General features: G+C 60.2%; 16 protein-coding genes. 9 read left to right on the top strand and 7 right to left on the bottom strand.

The annotated features are described in order from the left end of the window. Positions 1-12: 12 nt before the first annotated feature. On the bottom strand, positions 13-1,509 hold the full coding sequence (cysS, locus tag BB347_RS04940) for a cysteine--tRNA ligase (RefSeq protein ID WP_076577816.1): 1,497 nt from the start codon (positions 1,507-1,509) through the stop codon (positions 13-15). Between the two features lie 25 nt (positions 1,510-1,534). Next, positions 1,535-2,053 (bottom strand): DUF7523 family protein, encoded by a 519-nt coding sequence (locus BB347_RS04935; protein ID WP_083687674.1) that lies wholly within the window; start codon positions 2,051-2,053, stop codon positions 1,535-1,537. A gap of 164 nt (positions 2,054-2,217) precedes the next feature. On the opposite strand from BB347_RS04935, the gene BB347_RS04930 reads away from it, so the two are divergent. From BB347_RS04930 to BB347_RS04900, 7 genes are all read left to right on the top strand, one after another. Next, positions 2,218-2,472 (top strand): BolA family protein, encoded by a 255-nt coding sequence (locus BB347_RS04930; RefSeq protein WP_076577820.1) that lies wholly within the window; start codon positions 2,218-2,220, stop codon positions 2,470-2,472. An 80-nt stretch (positions 2,473-2,552) separates the two neighbouring features. Then, positions 2,553-3,014 (top strand): PH domain-containing protein, encoded by a 462-nt coding sequence (locus BB347_RS04925; protein ID WP_076577823.1) that lies wholly within the window; start codon positions 2,553-2,555, stop codon positions 3,012-3,014. Positions 3,015-3,020: 6 nt separating this feature from the next. After that, a complete protein-coding gene (locus BB347_RS04920) occupies positions 3,021-4,751 on the top strand; it encodes a PH domain-containing protein (protein WP_076577825.1) in 1,731 nt (576 codons plus the stop codon). Positions 4,752-4,772: 21 nt separating this feature from the next. Beyond that, on the top strand, positions 4,773-5,234 hold the full coding sequence (locus BB347_RS04915) for a PH domain-containing protein (RefSeq protein WP_076577827.1): 462 nt from the start codon (positions 4,773-4,775) through the stop codon (positions 5,232-5,234). 6 nt (positions 5,235-5,240) lie between these two features. Continuing rightward, the gene (locus BB347_RS04910) at positions 5,241-6,839 is read left to right on the top strand and encodes a PH domain-containing protein (protein ID WP_076577829.1); all 1,599 of its coding nucleotides are present in this window, start codon (positions 5,241-5,243) and stop codon (positions 6,837-6,839) included. Positions 6,840-6,928: 89 nt separating this feature from the next. Further along, positions 6,929-8,344 (top strand): class II fumarate hydratase, encoded by a 1,416-nt coding sequence (locus BB347_RS04905; protein ID WP_076577831.1) that lies wholly within the window; start codon positions 6,929-6,931, stop codon positions 8,342-8,344. A gap of 239 nt (positions 8,345-8,583) precedes the next feature. Next, positions 8,584-8,817: a transcriptional regulator gene (locus BB347_RS04900; protein ID WP_076577833.1), complete on the top strand. Its 234-nt coding sequence runs from the start codon at positions 8,584-8,586 to the stop codon at positions 8,815-8,817. Positions 8,818-8,923: 106 nt separating this feature from the next. Here the strand turns inward: BB347_RS04900 and BB347_RS04895 are convergent, their stop codons facing one another. After that, a complete protein-coding gene (locus tag BB347_RS04895; RefSeq protein ID WP_076577835.1) occupies positions 8,924-9,580 on the bottom strand; it encodes an enoyl-CoA hydratase/isomerase family protein in 657 nt (218 codons plus the stop codon). Between the two features lie 1,378 nt (positions 9,581-10,958). On the opposite strand from BB347_RS04895, the gene BB347_RS04890 reads away from it, so the two are divergent. Both BB347_RS04890 and BB347_RS04885 read left to right on the top strand, forming a co-directional pair. Continuing rightward, positions 10,959-11,348, top strand: coding sequence for a DUF5805 domain-containing protein (locus tag BB347_RS04890; RefSeq protein ID WP_076577837.1), 390 nt, complete (start codon positions 10,959-10,961; stop codon positions 11,346-11,348). Then, the gene (locus BB347_RS04885; protein ID WP_076577839.1) at positions 11,341-12,378 is read left to right on the top strand and encodes a tyrosine-type recombinase/integrase; all 1,038 of its coding nucleotides are present in this window, start codon (positions 11,341-11,343) and stop codon (positions 12,376-12,378) included. Before BB347_RS04890 ends, BB347_RS04885 begins: the two co-directional genes overlap by 8 nt. A gap of 278 nt (positions 12,379-12,656) precedes the next feature. Here BB347_RS04885 and BB347_RS04880 read toward each other — a convergent pair whose 3' ends face one another. The 4 genes from BB347_RS04880 to BB347_RS04865 all read right to left on the bottom strand — a co-directional run bounded on the left by BB347_RS04880 (position 12,657) and on the right by BB347_RS04865 (position 17,072). Continuing rightward, entirely contained in the window at positions 12,657-13,589 is a 933-nt protein-coding gene (locus BB347_RS04880) for a hypothetical protein (protein WP_076577841.1), read from the bottom strand. 62 nt (positions 13,590-13,651) lie between these two features. Then, a complete protein-coding gene (locus BB347_RS04875) occupies positions 13,652-15,343 on the bottom strand; it encodes a hypothetical protein (protein ID WP_076577843.1) in 1,692 nt (563 codons plus the stop codon). 69 nt (positions 15,344-15,412) lie between these two features. After that, positions 15,413-16,246 (bottom strand): MBL fold metallo-hydrolase, encoded by an 834-nt coding sequence (locus BB347_RS04870; protein ID WP_076577845.1) that lies wholly within the window; start codon positions 16,244-16,246, stop codon positions 15,413-15,415. Between the two features lie 139 nt (positions 16,247-16,385). Next, on the bottom strand, positions 16,386-17,072 hold the full coding sequence (locus BB347_RS04865; RefSeq protein ID WP_076577847.1) for a DUF7344 domain-containing protein: 687 nt from the start codon (positions 17,070-17,072) through the stop codon (positions 16,386-16,388). Positions 17,073-17,103 lie beyond the last annotated feature (31 nt).

The following is a 17,103-nucleotide window of genomic DNA, read 5'->3' as shown; positions in this document are numbered from 1 at the left end:
AAAACCAGCGGACTACTCGTCGCTCGGTAACCGGTAGCTCGCGCCGTCGTCGGTATCCTGTATTTCGATGCCGAGTCCCTCGAGTTCGTCGCGCAACTCGTCCGCTCGCTCGTAGTTCCCCGCCGTTCGTTCTTGCTCGCGGACATCGAGGACCAGATCGACGACGTCGCCCGCGAGGTCGGCCGTTCCCGTCGTCTCGCCGACGAAGGAGAGACCGAGGACATCCCCGAGTTCTTCGAGCGTCTCGACGGCCTCCCTGAGCCCGCGGTAGTCGTACTCGTTGTGGCTCTCGAGGTGTGCGTTCAGCGCCGATGCGAGCTCGAGCAACGCGGCCTGCGCCTCACGCGTGTTGAAGTCGTCGTTCATCGCGGCGACGAAGTTCGAACGCGCGCTCCGGACGGTGTCTCGAAGCGATTCGTCCGACGCTTTCGTCCGTGCGGCCGGCGAGTCGAGCGCCTCGACGGCCGACTCGTAGGCGCGCTCGAGTCGATCCCATCGCTCCTGTGCCTCTGCGATGGTCTCGTCGGAGTAGAGCTGTTTGCTGTTGTAGGATCCCGCGGTGAGGAAGGTCCGAATCGCGTTCGTCCCCCACTGCTCGACGGCGTCGTCGACCGTGACGAAGTTGCCCAGACTCGAGGACATCTTCTCGTCGTCCATCTGGAACAACTCGCAGTGGAGCCAGTAGTTCGCGAACTGTTGGCCGGTCGCGGCTTCGGATTGGGCGATTTCGTTTTCGTGGTGGGGAAAGACCAGATCCCTCCCGCCGACGTGAACGTCGAGCGTTTCCTCGAGGTGCGTCATGCTCATCGCCGAGCACTCGATGTGCCAGCCGGGACGGCCCTCGCCCCACGGCGACTCCCAGGTCTGGCCGCTCGGTTCGTCCTCGCACTCGAACGCTACATCGTCGTGGCGGTGTTCGTGAACGGACGACTCGTCGACGCCGCCGGCTTTCCAAAGTGCGAAATCTGCAGGGTGGCGCTTCTCGGAGCGCTCGTCGGCTTCCCCCTGGGATTCGATCTCCTCGAGTTCCTGATTCGAGAGCTTGCCGTACTCCTCGAAACTCGTCACGTCGAAGTAGACCGAGCCGTTCGACTCGTACGCGTAGTCCTTTTCGATCAGGGTTTCGACGAGGTCGACGATCTCGGGGACGTGTTCTGAGACGCGCGGATAGACTTCCGCGCGGCGGAGATTGAGCGCGCGCATGTCCGCGAGCGTCCGTTCGATGTACGTCTCCGCGACGTCGTTTTCGTCCGAGCCGAGGTCGTCCTCGCCCACCCGGGCGACGATCTTCTCGTTGACGTCGGTGAAGTTCTCGACGTGACGCACGTCGTAGCCCAGGTACTCGAGCCAGCGGTGCATGACGTCGACGTGGACCCACGAGCGCGCGTGGCCCAGGTGGGGCGGATCGGAGACCGTCAGGCCACAGTAGTAGAGCAAGACGTTCTCGGGGTCCTGTGGCTCGAAGGGCTCTCTCTCGCCCGTCAACGTGTTCGTCACGTGCAGGGTCATTAGGCTCACTTCCCCCGGCCGAAAGTTAAAGCGTGTGATGAGCGTCGAGACACGACTCGAGCGCGTCCTCGACCGCCCGGAGCGCGTTCGCCCCCTCGAGTCGATCGACCACGACGATCAGCGACTCGTCGCCGACGCCCGCCGACTGGGGCTCGACACCCGAACGCGACAGCTGCTGGAGGACTTCCGCGAGTGCCGTCGCGCCGACTTCACCGGTCGCGATCACGGCCGTGCTGTCGCCCCCAGTCGGACCGAATGCACTCCCGGCGACCGTGACCAGTGCCTCCTCCAAAACGGCGTGGTCCGACCCCGGTTCGACCGGACCGATCCCGCTCTCCATCGTGACCCGAGCGTCTCGAGCCCTCGTCTCGTGTGTCGGTAACTCCTCGGCGTAGCGTCTCAACGCCGTCGCGACCGCGTCCGTCTCGCCGTCGACTTCGAGGAATCGAGCGGCGGCGGTGTAGTTCACGATCCCCGCCCGCAACGCCGTGATGAGAAACGGGTGCGAGTCGGCGGCCCGCCGCGCGTCGGCTGCCAGTGACATATCCCAGCAAGGACCCTGAACCGGTATAAACTCGCCGTCACCGTCCGGCAGGCACCGGCGTATCGACGCCGAAGCGACTCGAGAAGGGACAACCGAGACGGAGACGCCGACCCGCTGCGAGCGAGACCGCGGCGCTTTTGCCTCGAGCGTCCGAATGTCCGTGTATGAATCTATCCGACATCGAGGAACTCATCGAGTCGAACGTCGAGGACGCCGAGGCGAACGTCACGCACGCGCGAGACAAACACGACGACGACCACCTCGCAGCGACGGTCGTCTCGCCGACGTTCGACGACCTCCCGCTGGTTCAACAACACCAGGCCGTTTACGACGCCCTCGGAGAGCACATGACGACCGATATCCACGCCCTCGAGTTGTCGACGTACACGCCCGAGGAGTACGACGAGCAAGCGGACTGACTCGAGACACCGCCGCGAGACAATCACGTCACGTGAGGAGACAACCGCAACTTTATCCACGTTCCTGAGAGGCTATGCGTATGGAATCCCTTCACCCGCGAATCAGACTTCTCTGGATCGCGAACGTGGCGATCGTCGCGATCGTCCTCGGCGTCGTCGGGACGCTCGCCGGTCAATGGGTGATCGATATCCCCATCGAAGCGGTCGGGGCTGTCATCGCGGTCGGAATCGGGCTGGGAGTCGTCTACGCGATTCGACTCTATCAGGTCTGGCGCTTCGAACTACAAGACGACGCGCTCTACCTCGAGCGCGGCGTCGTCACGTTCGTCGAGACGGCCGTCCCGTTCGTTCGCGTCCAACACGTCGACACCCAGTTTGGCCCCGTCGAACGCGTGCTCGGGCTCTCGAGCGTCGTCGTCTACACGGCGGGCTCGCGCAACGCGGACGTCCGAATTCCGGGGTTGACGCCCGACCGTGCAGAGGCGCTCCAGGATACCCTCCGTGATCTCGCCGTCGAGAGCGAGGCCGACGACGCGGTCTAACTCACGATGAACCGACTCCATCCACTCAGCGCAGCCACGTACGGGCTTCAATACGGCCTCATCTGGCTCTGGATACCGATGGCGTTGGTTCTACTGCTTGGTGCCCTCGTCGATTCGATCAGCCCGGCCTGGTCTCCGCTCGCTGCGCCACTTGGGTTCGTAATCGGCGTCGCCTACGGCGTCGCGTACTACTACCGATTCGAGTACGCGATTACGCCGGACACGTTCGATGTCTCCTCGGGCGTTTTCGCGCGCCGATCCCGCGAAATTCCCTACGGCCGGATCCAGAACGTCGACGTTCGACAAGGGGTGTTTCAACGACTTTTCGGTCTCGCGACGCTGTCGATCGAGACCGCAGGTGGCGGGGCAACGGAAGCGACGCTCAACTTCGTCAGCGAATCCGAAGCCACGAGACTCCAAACGCAGATCAGGCGGCGAACTGCCGAGGTAAAGAACCGTCGAGGTCGACGACGCGAACAGGAATCGTCGCCGGACGATCAATCCGAGTCAGTTGCCGATCGATCCGAACACCCCAACGACGCCGAGCGCACGAGCAGCGACCAGACGATCGACGGGACCGGCGATCCTGGTGTCCCTGAACCGACGTCGAACCGCTCTCGAGAGCTCGACCCCGAGTCTCCGCTCGCATCAGGAGTCGGCCGACGCCGACAACATCGACTGTTCGACCTCGAGGCCAAAGAACTCCTCCTCTACTCGTTCACGTCGTTTCGGCCCGCGGCCGCCGCTGCCGTCTTGGGACTCTTTTTCATCGCGACGGATACCTTCCTCGAGTTGCTCGTAGTCGTCGCCCAACCGGTCGGTGGCCCCGAATCGCTGGGCGAAGGGACGACGACAGACTACGGCATCCTGACGCTCGTCTCGATAGCCAACGGGGTCGTCATCGCGTACGTGTTGAGCGTCGCGTACACGTTCGCAACGTACTACGACTTTCAGCTCGGACGGGCCGACGACGACTTCGTCTACGAACGCGGGCTCTTACAGCGTTACAGCGGCTCGATCCCCGTCGAAAAGGTTCAATCGGTGACGGTCACCGCCAACCCGATCCAACGGGCGATCGAGTACGCTGGACTCTGGGTCGAAACGGCCGGCTACGGCCCCGACAGCAACGGCGGCAGCCAGTCTGCCGTCCCGTTGGCGAAACTGGGACGCGTTCATCGCTTCACGGAAAACCTGACGGGCGTCGAAACGCCGAAGTTCCAGCGCCCGCCACCCATCGCACGCCGCCGATACCTCGTTCGCTACTCGCTCGTCGCCACCGTCGTCGTCGCGATCAGCTTCGGAATCACGCAGGTAACCGGCCTCGAGCGCTGGTACCTCGCTGCCGTCGTCTTCGCCGGGGTTCCACCCGCAGCCCACCTGAAGTACGTCAACCTCGGCTACTACGTCGGCGAGGACCACCTGGTCGTGCGACGGGGCTTCTGGCAGCGCCGAACGACCGTGATCCCCTACTACCGAATCCAGACCGTCTCGACTCGTCGGTCGATCTTCCAGCGTCGACTCGGGCTGGCGTCGCTCGTCATCGACACGGCCAGTTCGCGAACGCTCTTTTGGACGACGCCGACCATCTACGACGTCGATCTCGAGGACGCGCGCGACGCGCACGGGACCGGCCGAAAACGGCTCCAATCGGCGCTTCGCCAGCGCGCTCGAGACGACGACCTCGGCCTCGACGTCGACTTCACCGCCTCGAGTAAACGCTCCGATGATTTTATCTAATTTCCACAATAACGCCGCGGTATGGAATCCCTCCATTCGCGAATTAGGCTCCTCTGGATAGCAAAAGGTGCTCTTCAGGCGCTCGTCGTTGGGCTCCTCCTGGTCGCCCTCGATCAATTTATCACAGACGTTCCCGCGTCGATCATCGCCGTCGTCATCGCAATCGGCCTCGTCCTCACGAGCGTCTACGCGATTCGGCTGTATCAGATCTGGCAGTACGAACTTCAGGACGACGCGCTCTACCTCGAGCGCGGCGTCGTTACCTTCGTCGAAACCTCGGTGCCCTTCGTTCGCGTCCAGCACGTCGACACGCAGTTTGGCCCCGTCGAACGCGTGCTCGGACTCTCGAGCGTCGTCGTCTACACGGCGGGCTCGCGCAACGCGGACGTTCGAATTCCGGGCTTGACGCCCGACCGTGCTCGAGACCTTCAGGATGCGCTGCGCGAACTGGCAGTCGAGAGCGAGGCCGACGACGCGGTCTAACTCACGATGAACCGACTCCACCCACTCAGCGCCGTCTCGAACGCCGTCAGCGGCGCGATCATCGGCTTTTTCCTTCCGTTTCTCACCGTCTCGTTCCTCGCGGACCCGCTCGGCACGAACGCGGTGTACGCACTGGTTCCGATAGGGCTCGTTCTGGGAGTCTCACACGGAATTGCGACCTACTACCGGTTCGAGTACGAACTCTCCCCGGACACGTTCGACGTCTCCTCGGGCGTTTTCGCGCGCCAGTCTCGAGAAATTCCCTACGGCCGAATCCAGAACGTCGACCTCAGACAGGATCTGCTCCATCGAATACTCGGCGTCGCCGTCGTCTCCCTCGAGACGGCTGGTGGCGGGGCCTCCGAGGCGACCCTGAGCTTCGTCACCAAGGACGAAGCCGAGCGAATCCGCACCGAGGTCCGCCGACTGACGGCCGAATCCGGATCCGAGCGGGCAACGTCGGACGAACGGGCCTCGAGTACAGAATCGGCCACTGAAACACCAGCGGTCGACGCAGATGTCGGCACGGAGACCCAACCCGTCACCGGCTCTGATACGGATTCCGGGATCGAGACCGAAGCAACTGACGACCACCGAGTCGAACGAACGCGACTGTTCGAACTCGAGACCCGCGAACTGTTGCTCTACGGAACCACGGCGTTCAGCCTGAGCGGCGTCATGTTGCCGGTGATCCTCTTCGTCTTCTTCACCGACGGCGGATCCGGGGTGTTCACGAGCGGGTTCTTCGAACTCTCGATACTCCTCCAAGCCGTTCTCGTCGTCGTCCCCTGGGCGCTGGCCGCGTACCTCTTTAGCGGGCTGTTTACCATCGCACGCTACTACGATTTCCAGCTAGAGCGCGCCGGCGACGACTACGTCTACGAACATGGACTCATCCAACACTACAGCGGCTCGATTCCGATCGACAAGGTCCAATCGGTGTCGATCACGGACAATCCGATCCAGCGGGCGTTCGGCTACGCCGGGCTCTGGGTCGAGACGGCCGGCTACGGCCCCGAAAGCAGCGGCGGCAGCCAACCGACCGTTCCGTTCGCGACCGAGGACCGAGTCTACCGATTCGCCGAACGAGTCACCGGAATCGAGCGACCGGCGTTTTCGGACCACCCGCCGATCGCTCGCCGCCGATACCTCGCGCGGTACACGATTCTCGCGACGCTCCTCGTCGGTGCCGCGTTCGTCACAGCCCAGGTGACCGCACTCGAGCAGTGGTACTTCGCGGGACTCGCCTTTCTCGCAGTTCCACCAGCGGCCCACCTCAAGTGGAAACACATGTCCTACTACCTCGGTGAGGACCACTTGGTCGTCCGCCGAGGCTTCTGGAACCGGACCACGACCGTCATCCCCTACTACCGAATCCAAACGCTGACGACCAACAGGACGGTTCTCCAGCGCAGACTCGATCTGGCGACGGTCGTCGTCGATACGGCCAGTTCGCGGACGTTCTCTCGGTCGACGCCACAGATTGTCGACATCGACCTCGAGGACGCTCGCGATGTTCACGACGAGAGTCGCGCTCGACTCGAGCGTAGTCTCCACGAGCGAACTCGAGACGGCGTGGAGACCTCGCCGACCGACGAGTTCTGATCCGTTTCGGACGATCAGTTTGGGACGCCCTTCTCGAGGCCGAGGCTCGTTTCGGTGGGTTTTACCTGACTCACCGAGACGGGTCGCGTATGGCAGACAATGACGAGTTCCGCGTCGAGGAGGACAGTCTCGGGGAGATGGAGGTACCCAAGGACGCCTACTGGGGCGCACAGACCCAGCGGGCGATCCAGAACTTCCCAATCTCGGGCATCTCGTTCGGCCGACGCTTCGTTCGCGCGTTGGGTGTCGTCAAAAAATCCGCCGCACAGGCGAACCGCGACCTCGGTCTCATCGAAGACGATGTCGCTGATGCGATCGTCGAGGCCGCAGACGAGGTCATCGCCGGCAAACACGACGAGCAGTTCCCGGTTGACGTGTTCCAGACCGGCTCTGGCACGTCCTCGAACATGAACGCCAACGAGGTCATCGCCAATCGTGCCGCCGAACTCAAAGGAGCCGAGATCGGCGACCGCGTCGTCCACCCGAACGATCACGTCAACTACGGCCAATCGAGCAACGACGTCATTCCGACCGCGATGCACGTCGCCTCACTCGAGGCCGTCGAAAAGGACGTCATCCCGGCACTCGATCAACTCCGCGAGGCGCTCGAGCGAAAGGAAGACGAGTTCGACGACGTAGTCAAAACCGGCCGTACGCACCTCCAAGACGCGACTCCCGTGACCCTCGGTCAGGAGTTTGGCGGTTATCGTACACAAGTCGAGAAGGGACTCGCCCGCGTCGACAAGGTTCGCGACCACCTCGCCGAACTCGCACTCGGTGGCACGGCAACCGGGACCGGCCTCAACACGCACGAGGAGTTCCCCGGTCGCGTCGCCGAGTACATCACGAAAGAGACCGGCGTCCAGTTCCGCGAGGCCGATAACCACTTCGAGGCCCAGGCGGCACACGACGCGATGAGCGAGGCCCACGGTGCGCTTCGCGTCATCGCCGGTTCGTTGAACAAGATTGCCAACGACCTTCGACTGCTGGCTTCCGGACCGCGAAACGGTCTCGGCGAGATCGAACAGCCCGAAAATCAACCCGGCTCGTCGATCATGCCGGGCAAGATCAACCCCGTCGTCGCCGAGGCCGTCAATCAGGTCCACAAACAGGTCATCGGCAACGACGCCGCCGTCTCCGCCGGCGCTGCAGACGGCCAACTCGACCTCAACCTCTACAAACCCGTCCTCGCACACAACTTCCTCGAGTCCGCCGAACTCATCTCAAACTCGAGTCAGGTATTCGCCGACCGGTTCGTTGACCCGCTCGAAGCGAACCGCGAATTCTGTGCGGACCAGGTCGAACAGTCGATGGCGATGGCAACGTCGCTCAACGTCCACATCGGATACGACAAAGCCAGCGAGGTCGCGAAGACGGCGCTCAAAGAGGACAAAACGGTCCGTGAGGTCGTCCTCGAGAAGGGCTATCTCGACGAAGCAGAAGCCGACGAAGTGCTCGACCCCCGCAAAATGTCCCAACGCGGGATCCTCGGCCAGGACGACTGAGTCCTGAGCGGAACCAACACTTACTCGTTGCGTCATCCTACATTTTTCTCGAGCGAAAACAGTTCCCCCGACCAACGTGACAGTTACCGCCCCACTCGTTACCGAATACTCGGGATATTCTGACGTTCTTTCTTCACGAGTAATAGCCAATAAAACGACATAGTGGGTCCAGATCACGGTAATCTCCGGCGGAATAAAAAATCCAAGCAGTTTTGGCGGGGGCTCGCGTCAGACAAAATATGCACACCTGTCGCGACTGTAAACAGTCGTTTCAGACGGAACTCGCACTCGAATTGCACCGTGATACGTGCACGAAGGGCCAACTCTTTTGTCAGGTCTGTGGCGATCGGTTCCGAGAGGCCGAGGCGACACAAGATGGCTGGCATTATGACTGTCCGGACGTCGAGTGCGACGGCGGTGGTCTCCAAGAGGACCTCTTTCGAGTTGAAGACATTCGAACCGCTACACACTGAGTGGGTGTTCCACGCGACAGTCCGTCTCGCGGGCGTTCTCAGGCGACAGATTCGCTCTCGAGCGCACCCCGAACCCGAACCAACTCCATTTCAGCCGACGTATCGATTACGCTGGATCGGTCAACTCCCCTTTGAGTTCCTGTACGACGGCCGAATCGTGGTCCGCAATATCACCGACGAGTTCTCGAGTTTCGGCTTCGACGTCTTCGCTCGGAACGACTCGATTGAGGAGTCCAAGCGCCCGTGCGCGCTCTGGTGAAACGGCTTCGCCGGTGAGCACGATCTCTTTCGCGACTCGAGAGCCCACAATTGCCTCGAGGTAGGGAATCGAATGCGAGGCCGCGATACCGAATTGAACCTCCGGCATCGCGAGTGTCGTCTCCTCGCCGGCGACGAGGAAGTCACACCGCAACGAGAGAATGAAGCCGATACCGATGAGTGCACCGCGCGCACCGACGGCGGTCGGATACGGTCTCGAGGTGAGAAACTCGTATATTTCACCGGTCAACTCGCCGATTTCGTCGGCGTACGTTTCGCCGTACGCTGGGTCAGCGACGATGTCCCTGTCCATGCCGGCACAGGTGACGTCACCGGCCCCAGTCAGGACGAGACCGTCGACCGCATCCTCGGGCAAGTCGACGAGGGCGTCTCTGAGAGCGGAAAGTAACTCGAGATTCACCGCGTTGAGTTTGTCCGGACGCGCCAGCGTAATCGTCGCAATTCCGTCGGTGACGTCCGAATCGACAAGTGTTGGCGAAGCCATACGTGTTCGCATCACCGTGGTCGTGATAATAGTGGGTGACTTCCGTACTCGTGAACAATCTCACCGATCTTTCGGTATAGCGAAATACGATATATGTGTCTGTCTTCAACCCCGGTTGAGAGATATATTCACTACGAGTGTACTAACTAATTTGATTTAGTGTTGGTACCGGGGCACTCGCTCGAGGCGTCAACCGAATGGAAGCCAGATCGCTTCGGCGGATGATCCCATTTTGCAATCGATACAACGAGTACCGGTTGAGACACCACTCCTTGTCCACATCCACCGCTCACAGGCCGTCGAGATCGCGGCCCAAATCGACGAACACCTGAGTCGACCGTCTACCCCTAATTCAACGGTGGGGACCACCGCTTTGATGGATCGGTCACTCAGTCCGATTCGATCGGACGAAGCGTCTCTCCGGCGGTAAACCTGTGGTTCGATCAACCGCGCTACTCACGGACAGCACTCCGCTCGAGGCCGATGAGCGGCCGTCGAATCCATTTTCCGATGGAACTGGACCTACACAGTGTACGGGTCAAAACCGACTCTCTCGAGTGGCTTGCGACCAGCGACGCACACCGTACTCGAGTGTACGAATCGACCGACCGGCGTCTTTCCATCGTCGTTCCCGCGATAAGCAGAACAGTCGCTAGCAGCGTCGGCTGGTGACTTTGGCGGTGTAGTGAAAAAGACTCACGCGTTCACAGGAACACTCCTCGAGTATTGGCCTGACTCTGGTCCGGCGGGTCTCGAGTCGGTTGTTTTTCCTGACGCGTACCACGTAGGGCCCCTCGCCCATCTGGGTTTTAAGATCCCGCACTGGCGGGCCCTTTTTCGACCGTTCGGCCCTCTCGTGCGAGGCGTGGATTACGTTTCTGACTCGCTCGAGGAAATCGATTCGAACTACTTTGGAGGTACAACTGAAGCGAGATTCTGAGGCATGAGTGAGGGTGAGTATTAACGCACTTCGCCGAGGATCTATTCTTGGAAAGTCGCCTCGAAATTATCTGGTATTGGATGGGTGTTCTCGGGGCGTTACCCCGAGGGTTTACCCCCGGAAGATGGCAATCAAATATTGCCGGTTTCAGCAGTTCTCCGATTACGAATTGCAATTGGTTTTCAGCAGTCGAGTGAGAATACTGGGCCGCCCCACAGTAGCATAACCTATCTGCCAATTCGTCGCACCCCATATTCAGACCAACTCGAATCTTGTTTCTTTATTCTCCCACATAGGACTAAAAGGAGACGATTAGTGGTCCTGTTAAGGAATATAACCAATTCAATCGCCGGTACCTAGGGGATTAGATACCCAAATAAATGCCCTTATTTGTGATAGTGGGGTAGATTGAAGTGTGCCCGCTGAGTTGCGCCGACTATGGCTGAAGACGACCGCGTCGCTGTGAAAACATACGTTCCTCGACAACAAAAGGAAATTTGGAGCGCCCAGGCGGACGATCTCGAGATGAGTCAAAGCGAGTTCGTCAGGACGATGGTCCAGGCTGGGCGGAGTGAATTCGAGATCCCTTCGGCAGGTGACTCGGGGGGTACTGAACCAGGTTCTGACGCACCTGCTGACGAGGACTTTGCAGACCGCATTCTCGAGGTGTTACAGCGAAGTGGCGCGCTGGATTGGGACGACCTCGTCGAAGCATTGGTCGACGACGTGGAGGCCGAACTCGACGCAGAGATACAGCGCCTACAGGACGATAATCTGGTTCGATACAGCGGCCGAGAGGGCGGCTACGTGGTGACGAGCGATGAGTGAGGGCCAGCAACGGCCGAATACGGTCGAGTACTTCCTCCAGGACATCGAACACCACGGACGAAACGAACGAACGGCAGCGGCCTACGAACGCGTGCTCACAGACTACGAACAGTTCCTCGCGGAACGCTTCGATAAGACGCCGCCAGCGGCCAGCTATCGGGATTGTATGGCGTGGGTACACGAACTCCGCTCCACGCACTCCGACAGCACTATCGCGACGTACGCGTCGTATCTGAACCGATTTTATAGCTATCTCGAGCGAGTGGGACACACCGACGAGAACCCTATGACCGTCGTCTTGGAGGAGATGAACGAGTCGATTGAGTCGAATCCGACGCGTCGCGACGTCACGCTACCCGAAATGCGGTCATTCGTCGGCGAGATTCACCATCCCTTACACGAAGCAATCGTGCTCACCCTTTTGAAAACGGGTATCAGAGCGGGGGAACTCTGCAACCTCGATCTGATCGACGTCAATCTCGAGCACGAGGCCCGGACTTGGCAGCCTCGAGCCCACATCTCCGGTCGCTCCGACTCGCTTTTCATCGCGACGGAGCACACGTACGGTCAGGAATCGGGCGGGGAACGCCGAAACGCGTCGAATAAGCGAAAACGGGAGACGGTGATTCCGATCGATTCGGAGCTCAAAGACGTCCTCGTTCGGTGGCTCGCCGTTCGGCCGGACGTCGCTTCGAACTCGGCCACACCGGCTGCATCGGAGCCCCTTTTCGTCGGGACAGCCAGCAGCTGGGGAGAGCGATTGACGCCGAACATCGTCCACCACGTGGTCGAGCAGTACGCGAGAGCCTACGGATGGTATCGAACGGGCGGTGGAGCCGCAGAGAACGTCACGCCACACTACTTTCGACACTTCTTCACGACACATCTTCGCGACCGAACGGGTGATCGAGGTATCGTCCAGTACCTTCGCGGAGACGTCGCAAGCGACGTGATCGATACGTACACTCACAACTGGGGTGATCGCGTTCGAGAAACGTATCTCGAGCACATCTATACGCTTCGTCGGTAGTGGCACGCGGTCGATCATCTTTTCCCTGTGTTCGCGGCTGAATACTGCTCTGAGACGCGAGGAGCGCTATCGTAGACGCGGAGATGGATTCTTGTCTCATCGGCACGATTCCCGGGGTTTGACTCAATCTGCCCAATATAATTACTATGATTGTTGTAGTATATCGCGTCCGAAGTACGACTGATAAATTGTATAATGCTATATTCAATTGGTGAGTCTCCGGCGAGATAGCTGGGGTTTGTGAGTCGCCGCTCGAAACTGCGGCGAAAATTGTGCTGCTACGGCTCGAGCGTCAGTTCGGTCTCGAGGTCGGGACCGGCGAACAGCGACCGAACCCGTTCGACGGTGTCCGTCACTTCCGGGGAACTCTCGAGGAGGACGGTTTCGCTCGGGAAGAGCTGCTCGCCGAGCAAGAGGCCGTGTTCTCGAGCGGTCGATCCCGTTACCGTGAGGTAGACGCCGATTCCGGTGTCGGCGATAGCCGCTTCCTCTTCGCGACCGGATTGGGGGTATTCGAAGTAAACCCCCTCGAGCACGCGCGTTCCGAGGACGGCCTGTACGAGTCGCTCGTAGCGCGGTTCGATACATAACGGACCCTCGTAGCGCTCGAGGAACGCGCGATCGATCGATCCGGTCGAGGACACGTCGGGGGTAGCCATCAGCGTATGGTACACGGTATCACCGAGTCCGGTAACCACCTGGACGTGCGTGTCCGACGGATCGATTCGCGTGTTGATATCCGCTAAACTCTCGAGTGGATCCGGGCGGAGTTCGACGACTTCCTCGAGGACGAGGTCGGCGCTGTCGAACCCGAGTGCAAACTCGTGGGTCCGAAGCGCACGGAACGGTTCCTCCCGTCCGACGAGTTGAATCGAGACGTCGCCGGGGATACCGTCGACGCCGGCGAGTGGAATCGTGACGCTGTCGAAGACGATACGCCGTGGTTTGCCGTCACGGTCGTCTCTCAGGAGCGTGTACTCGGGTTCGGTCGGGTCCTCGACGGAACTGTAGGTTGCGAGACGATGGTAGACGTGTTCGTCGGGTCCGTTTGCTGGCTCGATCGTCCCCTTCGTCAGCGCCTTTTCGTGACGAAGCGTCGACGAAATCGTGTCCGCGAGGTCGGTGACGTCGAGTCGGTGTGCTAATCGATCGAGGACCGACTCGAGTGGTCGTCCCTTTCGTGGAACCGCAATCGGGATCGTCTCGCCCATCGACGAGTTCTCACGTACCGAGGGATAAACGCGTTGCGTTTCGAAAGCCAGAGCGTGGAAAATCAGTCAGAAAACATCGAGCCGAGTTGGTCACGCCACTCCTGAATATCGGTGACGTCACCACGAACGTCTTCGAGGTCTGCTTCTAGTTCCTCGACATCGTCTGTCACCGTTTCGAGACCGTCGGCCACCGTCGAGACATCGTCGTCGAGGCTGTCCACGTCGCTCTCGAGACCCGAAACCTCGGTCGAAACCGTCTCGAGGTCGTCATCGATAGCCGTGAGATCGGCTGTCGTCTCCTCGAGTTCTGTTTCCACCGTCGAGACGTCGGATTCGAGCGATTCGAGTTCGGACGAGACTGTGTCGACGTCACCCGAGACGTCGTCGAGTTCCGATTCGGTATCCGTGAGGCGACGACCGTTCTCTGCGACCTGATCGTCCACGCTCTCGAGGTCCGATTTCATCGACTCGAGGTCTGCTTGGACGTCCTCGAGGATCTGCGCACCGGTCCCGTTCTCGTCGAGGAACTCCTCGAGTGCGCTAGTATAGGCGGTGACTTCTTCGACGCGAGATTGAAGATGGTCGAATTTCGCAACGTCTGCCCCCGCTGGCTCGAGGTCCAGCGCGTCTTGGAGTACGTCGAGGTCGTCGTCGTCGATTTCTCCGTCGCGAAGTTCCGCCGCGAGTGTGGCTCCAACGGTGCCCTCGAGTGCAACTGCGTCTGCATTTTCGGTGGTATCACTTGAAGGTGCAGTGTCGGTCTGGGTCGCTTCGACGGGCGCTGTTGTGTCAGTAGAATCGGCCATGTCGGTCTCAGTATCGGCTGTGTCGTCGTCAGTGTCTTCGACTGTGTTCTCACCAGCGTCTTCGGCTGTGTCGTCGTCTTCGATATCGGTTTCGTCGATTTCGTCTTCCTCGGGGCCGAGGTCGATTTCGGGCTCTTCGGCTGGTTCGGCTGTCACTCCTTCGTCGCCGTCGGCGTCGTCTTCCTCGTCTGCGTGGTCCGTGTCGGTTTCGTGGTCGAGATCGAGTTCGAGTTCCGACTCGTCATCGTCTTCCTCAGCAGCCGGGATATCGTCTTCTTCGAAGTCGAGGTCGATATCGGGGGCGTCCTCGTCAGAGTCACGTTCGTCCATGTCGTCTTCCTCGTCGGCTCCGTCCGTTGTCCCCAGTGATAGATCGAGTTCTTCGTCTGGATCGGCCTCGCTGTGATCGTCTTCGTCGATGGGACGTTCAGAATCGGTATCCTCGTCTTCGAGGCCAGGTACCGAGTCAGTCTCCCCGGCGATCATGTCTTTGACCGCCTGATTTCGGTCCGGTGAGACGATGTTTCCGATAACATCGTCTTCCACGACGTCGGCTCCTGAACCTGTGGAATCGGTCGTTTCAGAACTCACTTCGACGATCGTTGGGTCCGTCAGAAACGCACCGATGTCGGTGTCGTCATCGATCCGAATTCCGTATACCGTGAGCAAGTCGTCGGCTGCGTCGACGGCTCCGGTAAATTCGACGTGGTTGTCTTGGAAGGCAGTCCAGTTGTCGCTGTCGTAGTCTGGATGAAATCCGACCCTGTCCATCGGGAACGATTCCGGAATCGATTCAGAGAGACGGAATGTAACGGGTTCCTCCCGTTCTGATTCGATTTCGAATTTAATCGCAGGAACCGGAAATTCGTCCGCCGTGAACGATTTTCGGACGGATAACCCGTCGGCAGAGACCTCGATCACGTCGTCCGTGTCGGCGGTGCTACTCATGACGCCAACGTTACCACACCATTACTATAAATGATACGGACAGTATCAGATTTGGTGTACGTCGCGGCCCTAGAGATCGACCCGGTCGCCGATTTCGGCGAGTTCGACCCGTCGAGGGTACTCAAAACTCGCCGTGTGGTGATGAAGTGATTTCGGGTCAGCGGTGAGACCACGCCACATATCCCAGTGACTTGGAAGGACGCGCTCGAGTCGGAGCGTCGATGCGGCGTCGACGAGTTGGTTCTCGTCGTTGTACCAGCGAGTTCGGGACGGTTCGCGGGTTTGTTTATCAGGTATCTGACCGACGGTACCGAACGCGAGAACGCCGAGGTCGATGTCGTACTCGCTCCCGATTCGGTCGAATTCGTCGGAGGGCTTCGTGTCGCCGCCGTGGAAGAAGGTTCCCGAGTCGTGTTCGAAGACGTAACTAACCGGATGGGTTGCATCGGGGTCGTTCGCCACTTCGACGTGAACGGTAAACTCGCCGACCTCGAGCGTGTCTCCTTCGGCCACTTCGGCGAACTGGTCGTCGTCGAGGTCCCAGCGAGTGGCCCACTCCTGGTCGTCTCGAGCGGCCTCGAGGCTATCATCCGGTGCGTAGAAGGTTGCACCCGTCTGCTCGAGAATCGGTGCCTGACTCTCGCCGTGGACGTGATCGGAGTGTTCGTGGGTGGCGAACACGGCGTCAGCCGACGTGACGTCGGCGGGATCGAACGGGACGGGAATCATCCGAACGGTCCGGGGTGGATCGCCGAGTCCGAGATACGGGTCGATATAGATCGTGGTCCCATCGTGACCTTTGAGGACGAATCCGTTGCAACCGAGGTACCAGATTGCCACGCTGTCGGGCGATGCGTCCGCAACGTCGTCGAGGAGCCAGTCTCCCCAGTCGCTGTGGATCATACCTACCGATGCGAGGAGTGAGTGGGTAAGTGTTGTTGTCTCCGGAGCGTGTCCTAGCTCTCCCACACGACAGTAAGTAGAACTCGAGAGGCGCCTGTGACAGTCACTGGCGGTTGTGCGTTATTTCGGCGATCGGTATTCACGACACGACGGGTTCGGAGGGGGAAGTTGTGGTGACTAGCGTATCGCGTAGCCGTGATCCGCCTTCGTAGGAGATTACATCTCGCCGATCGCCCGTTCCAACGAGCCCCGCCTGTTGCAATCGTGGCAGGTGATCGTGGACGAGTGCAGTCAGGACGTAGTCGAGGCGCTCTTGGAAATCGATGGCTTCTGTATCTCTCATCTCTCGCGCCGTGACGTCTCGAGCGAGCGTGTCGGTCGAAACTGGCTTCTGGTAGTTCGCGAGCACGCTCAGCACGGTTCGTCGTTGTGGGTCCGTAAGGATGTTGGCGAGCGTCTCGACGACGTTCGAGTCCATTTGGCTGTCGAGGAGTGTCCGGACCACGGGGTCGTCGAACGCCCAGTGGTCGCCCGCGGCAACCGTATCCGCATCAGTTTCGACAACGAGCCCAGAATCTAGCAAGTACGGGAGGTGAGAGTGGTGACACTCGGTGAGCGTTCGCTCGAGTTCGGCATCTGTTACCGTTGCTGGTTCGGCATCGGTGGGTACGGTGGCGAGTTCACGCGCAAGCGCACGTTTCGAGATCCCAGTCGGTGACCGATCCCGGATAATTTGAAGGAGACGACGGCGCGTCCCGTTCGTGAGTACCCCGAAGACCACGTCTCGAGACCGCGTCGATCGTCCAGCGACGTCTGAATTACTCATCGATTACTCGTGGGCACCATACGTGCAAAAG

Source organism: Natronorubrum daqingense, from assembly GCF_001971705.1.
In the GTDB taxonomy this organism is placed as follows: domain Archaea; phylum Halobacteriota; class Halobacteria; order Halobacteriales; family Natrialbaceae; genus Natronorubrum; species Natronorubrum daqingense.
This window is presented reverse-complemented; position numbering and strand designations above follow the sequence as displayed.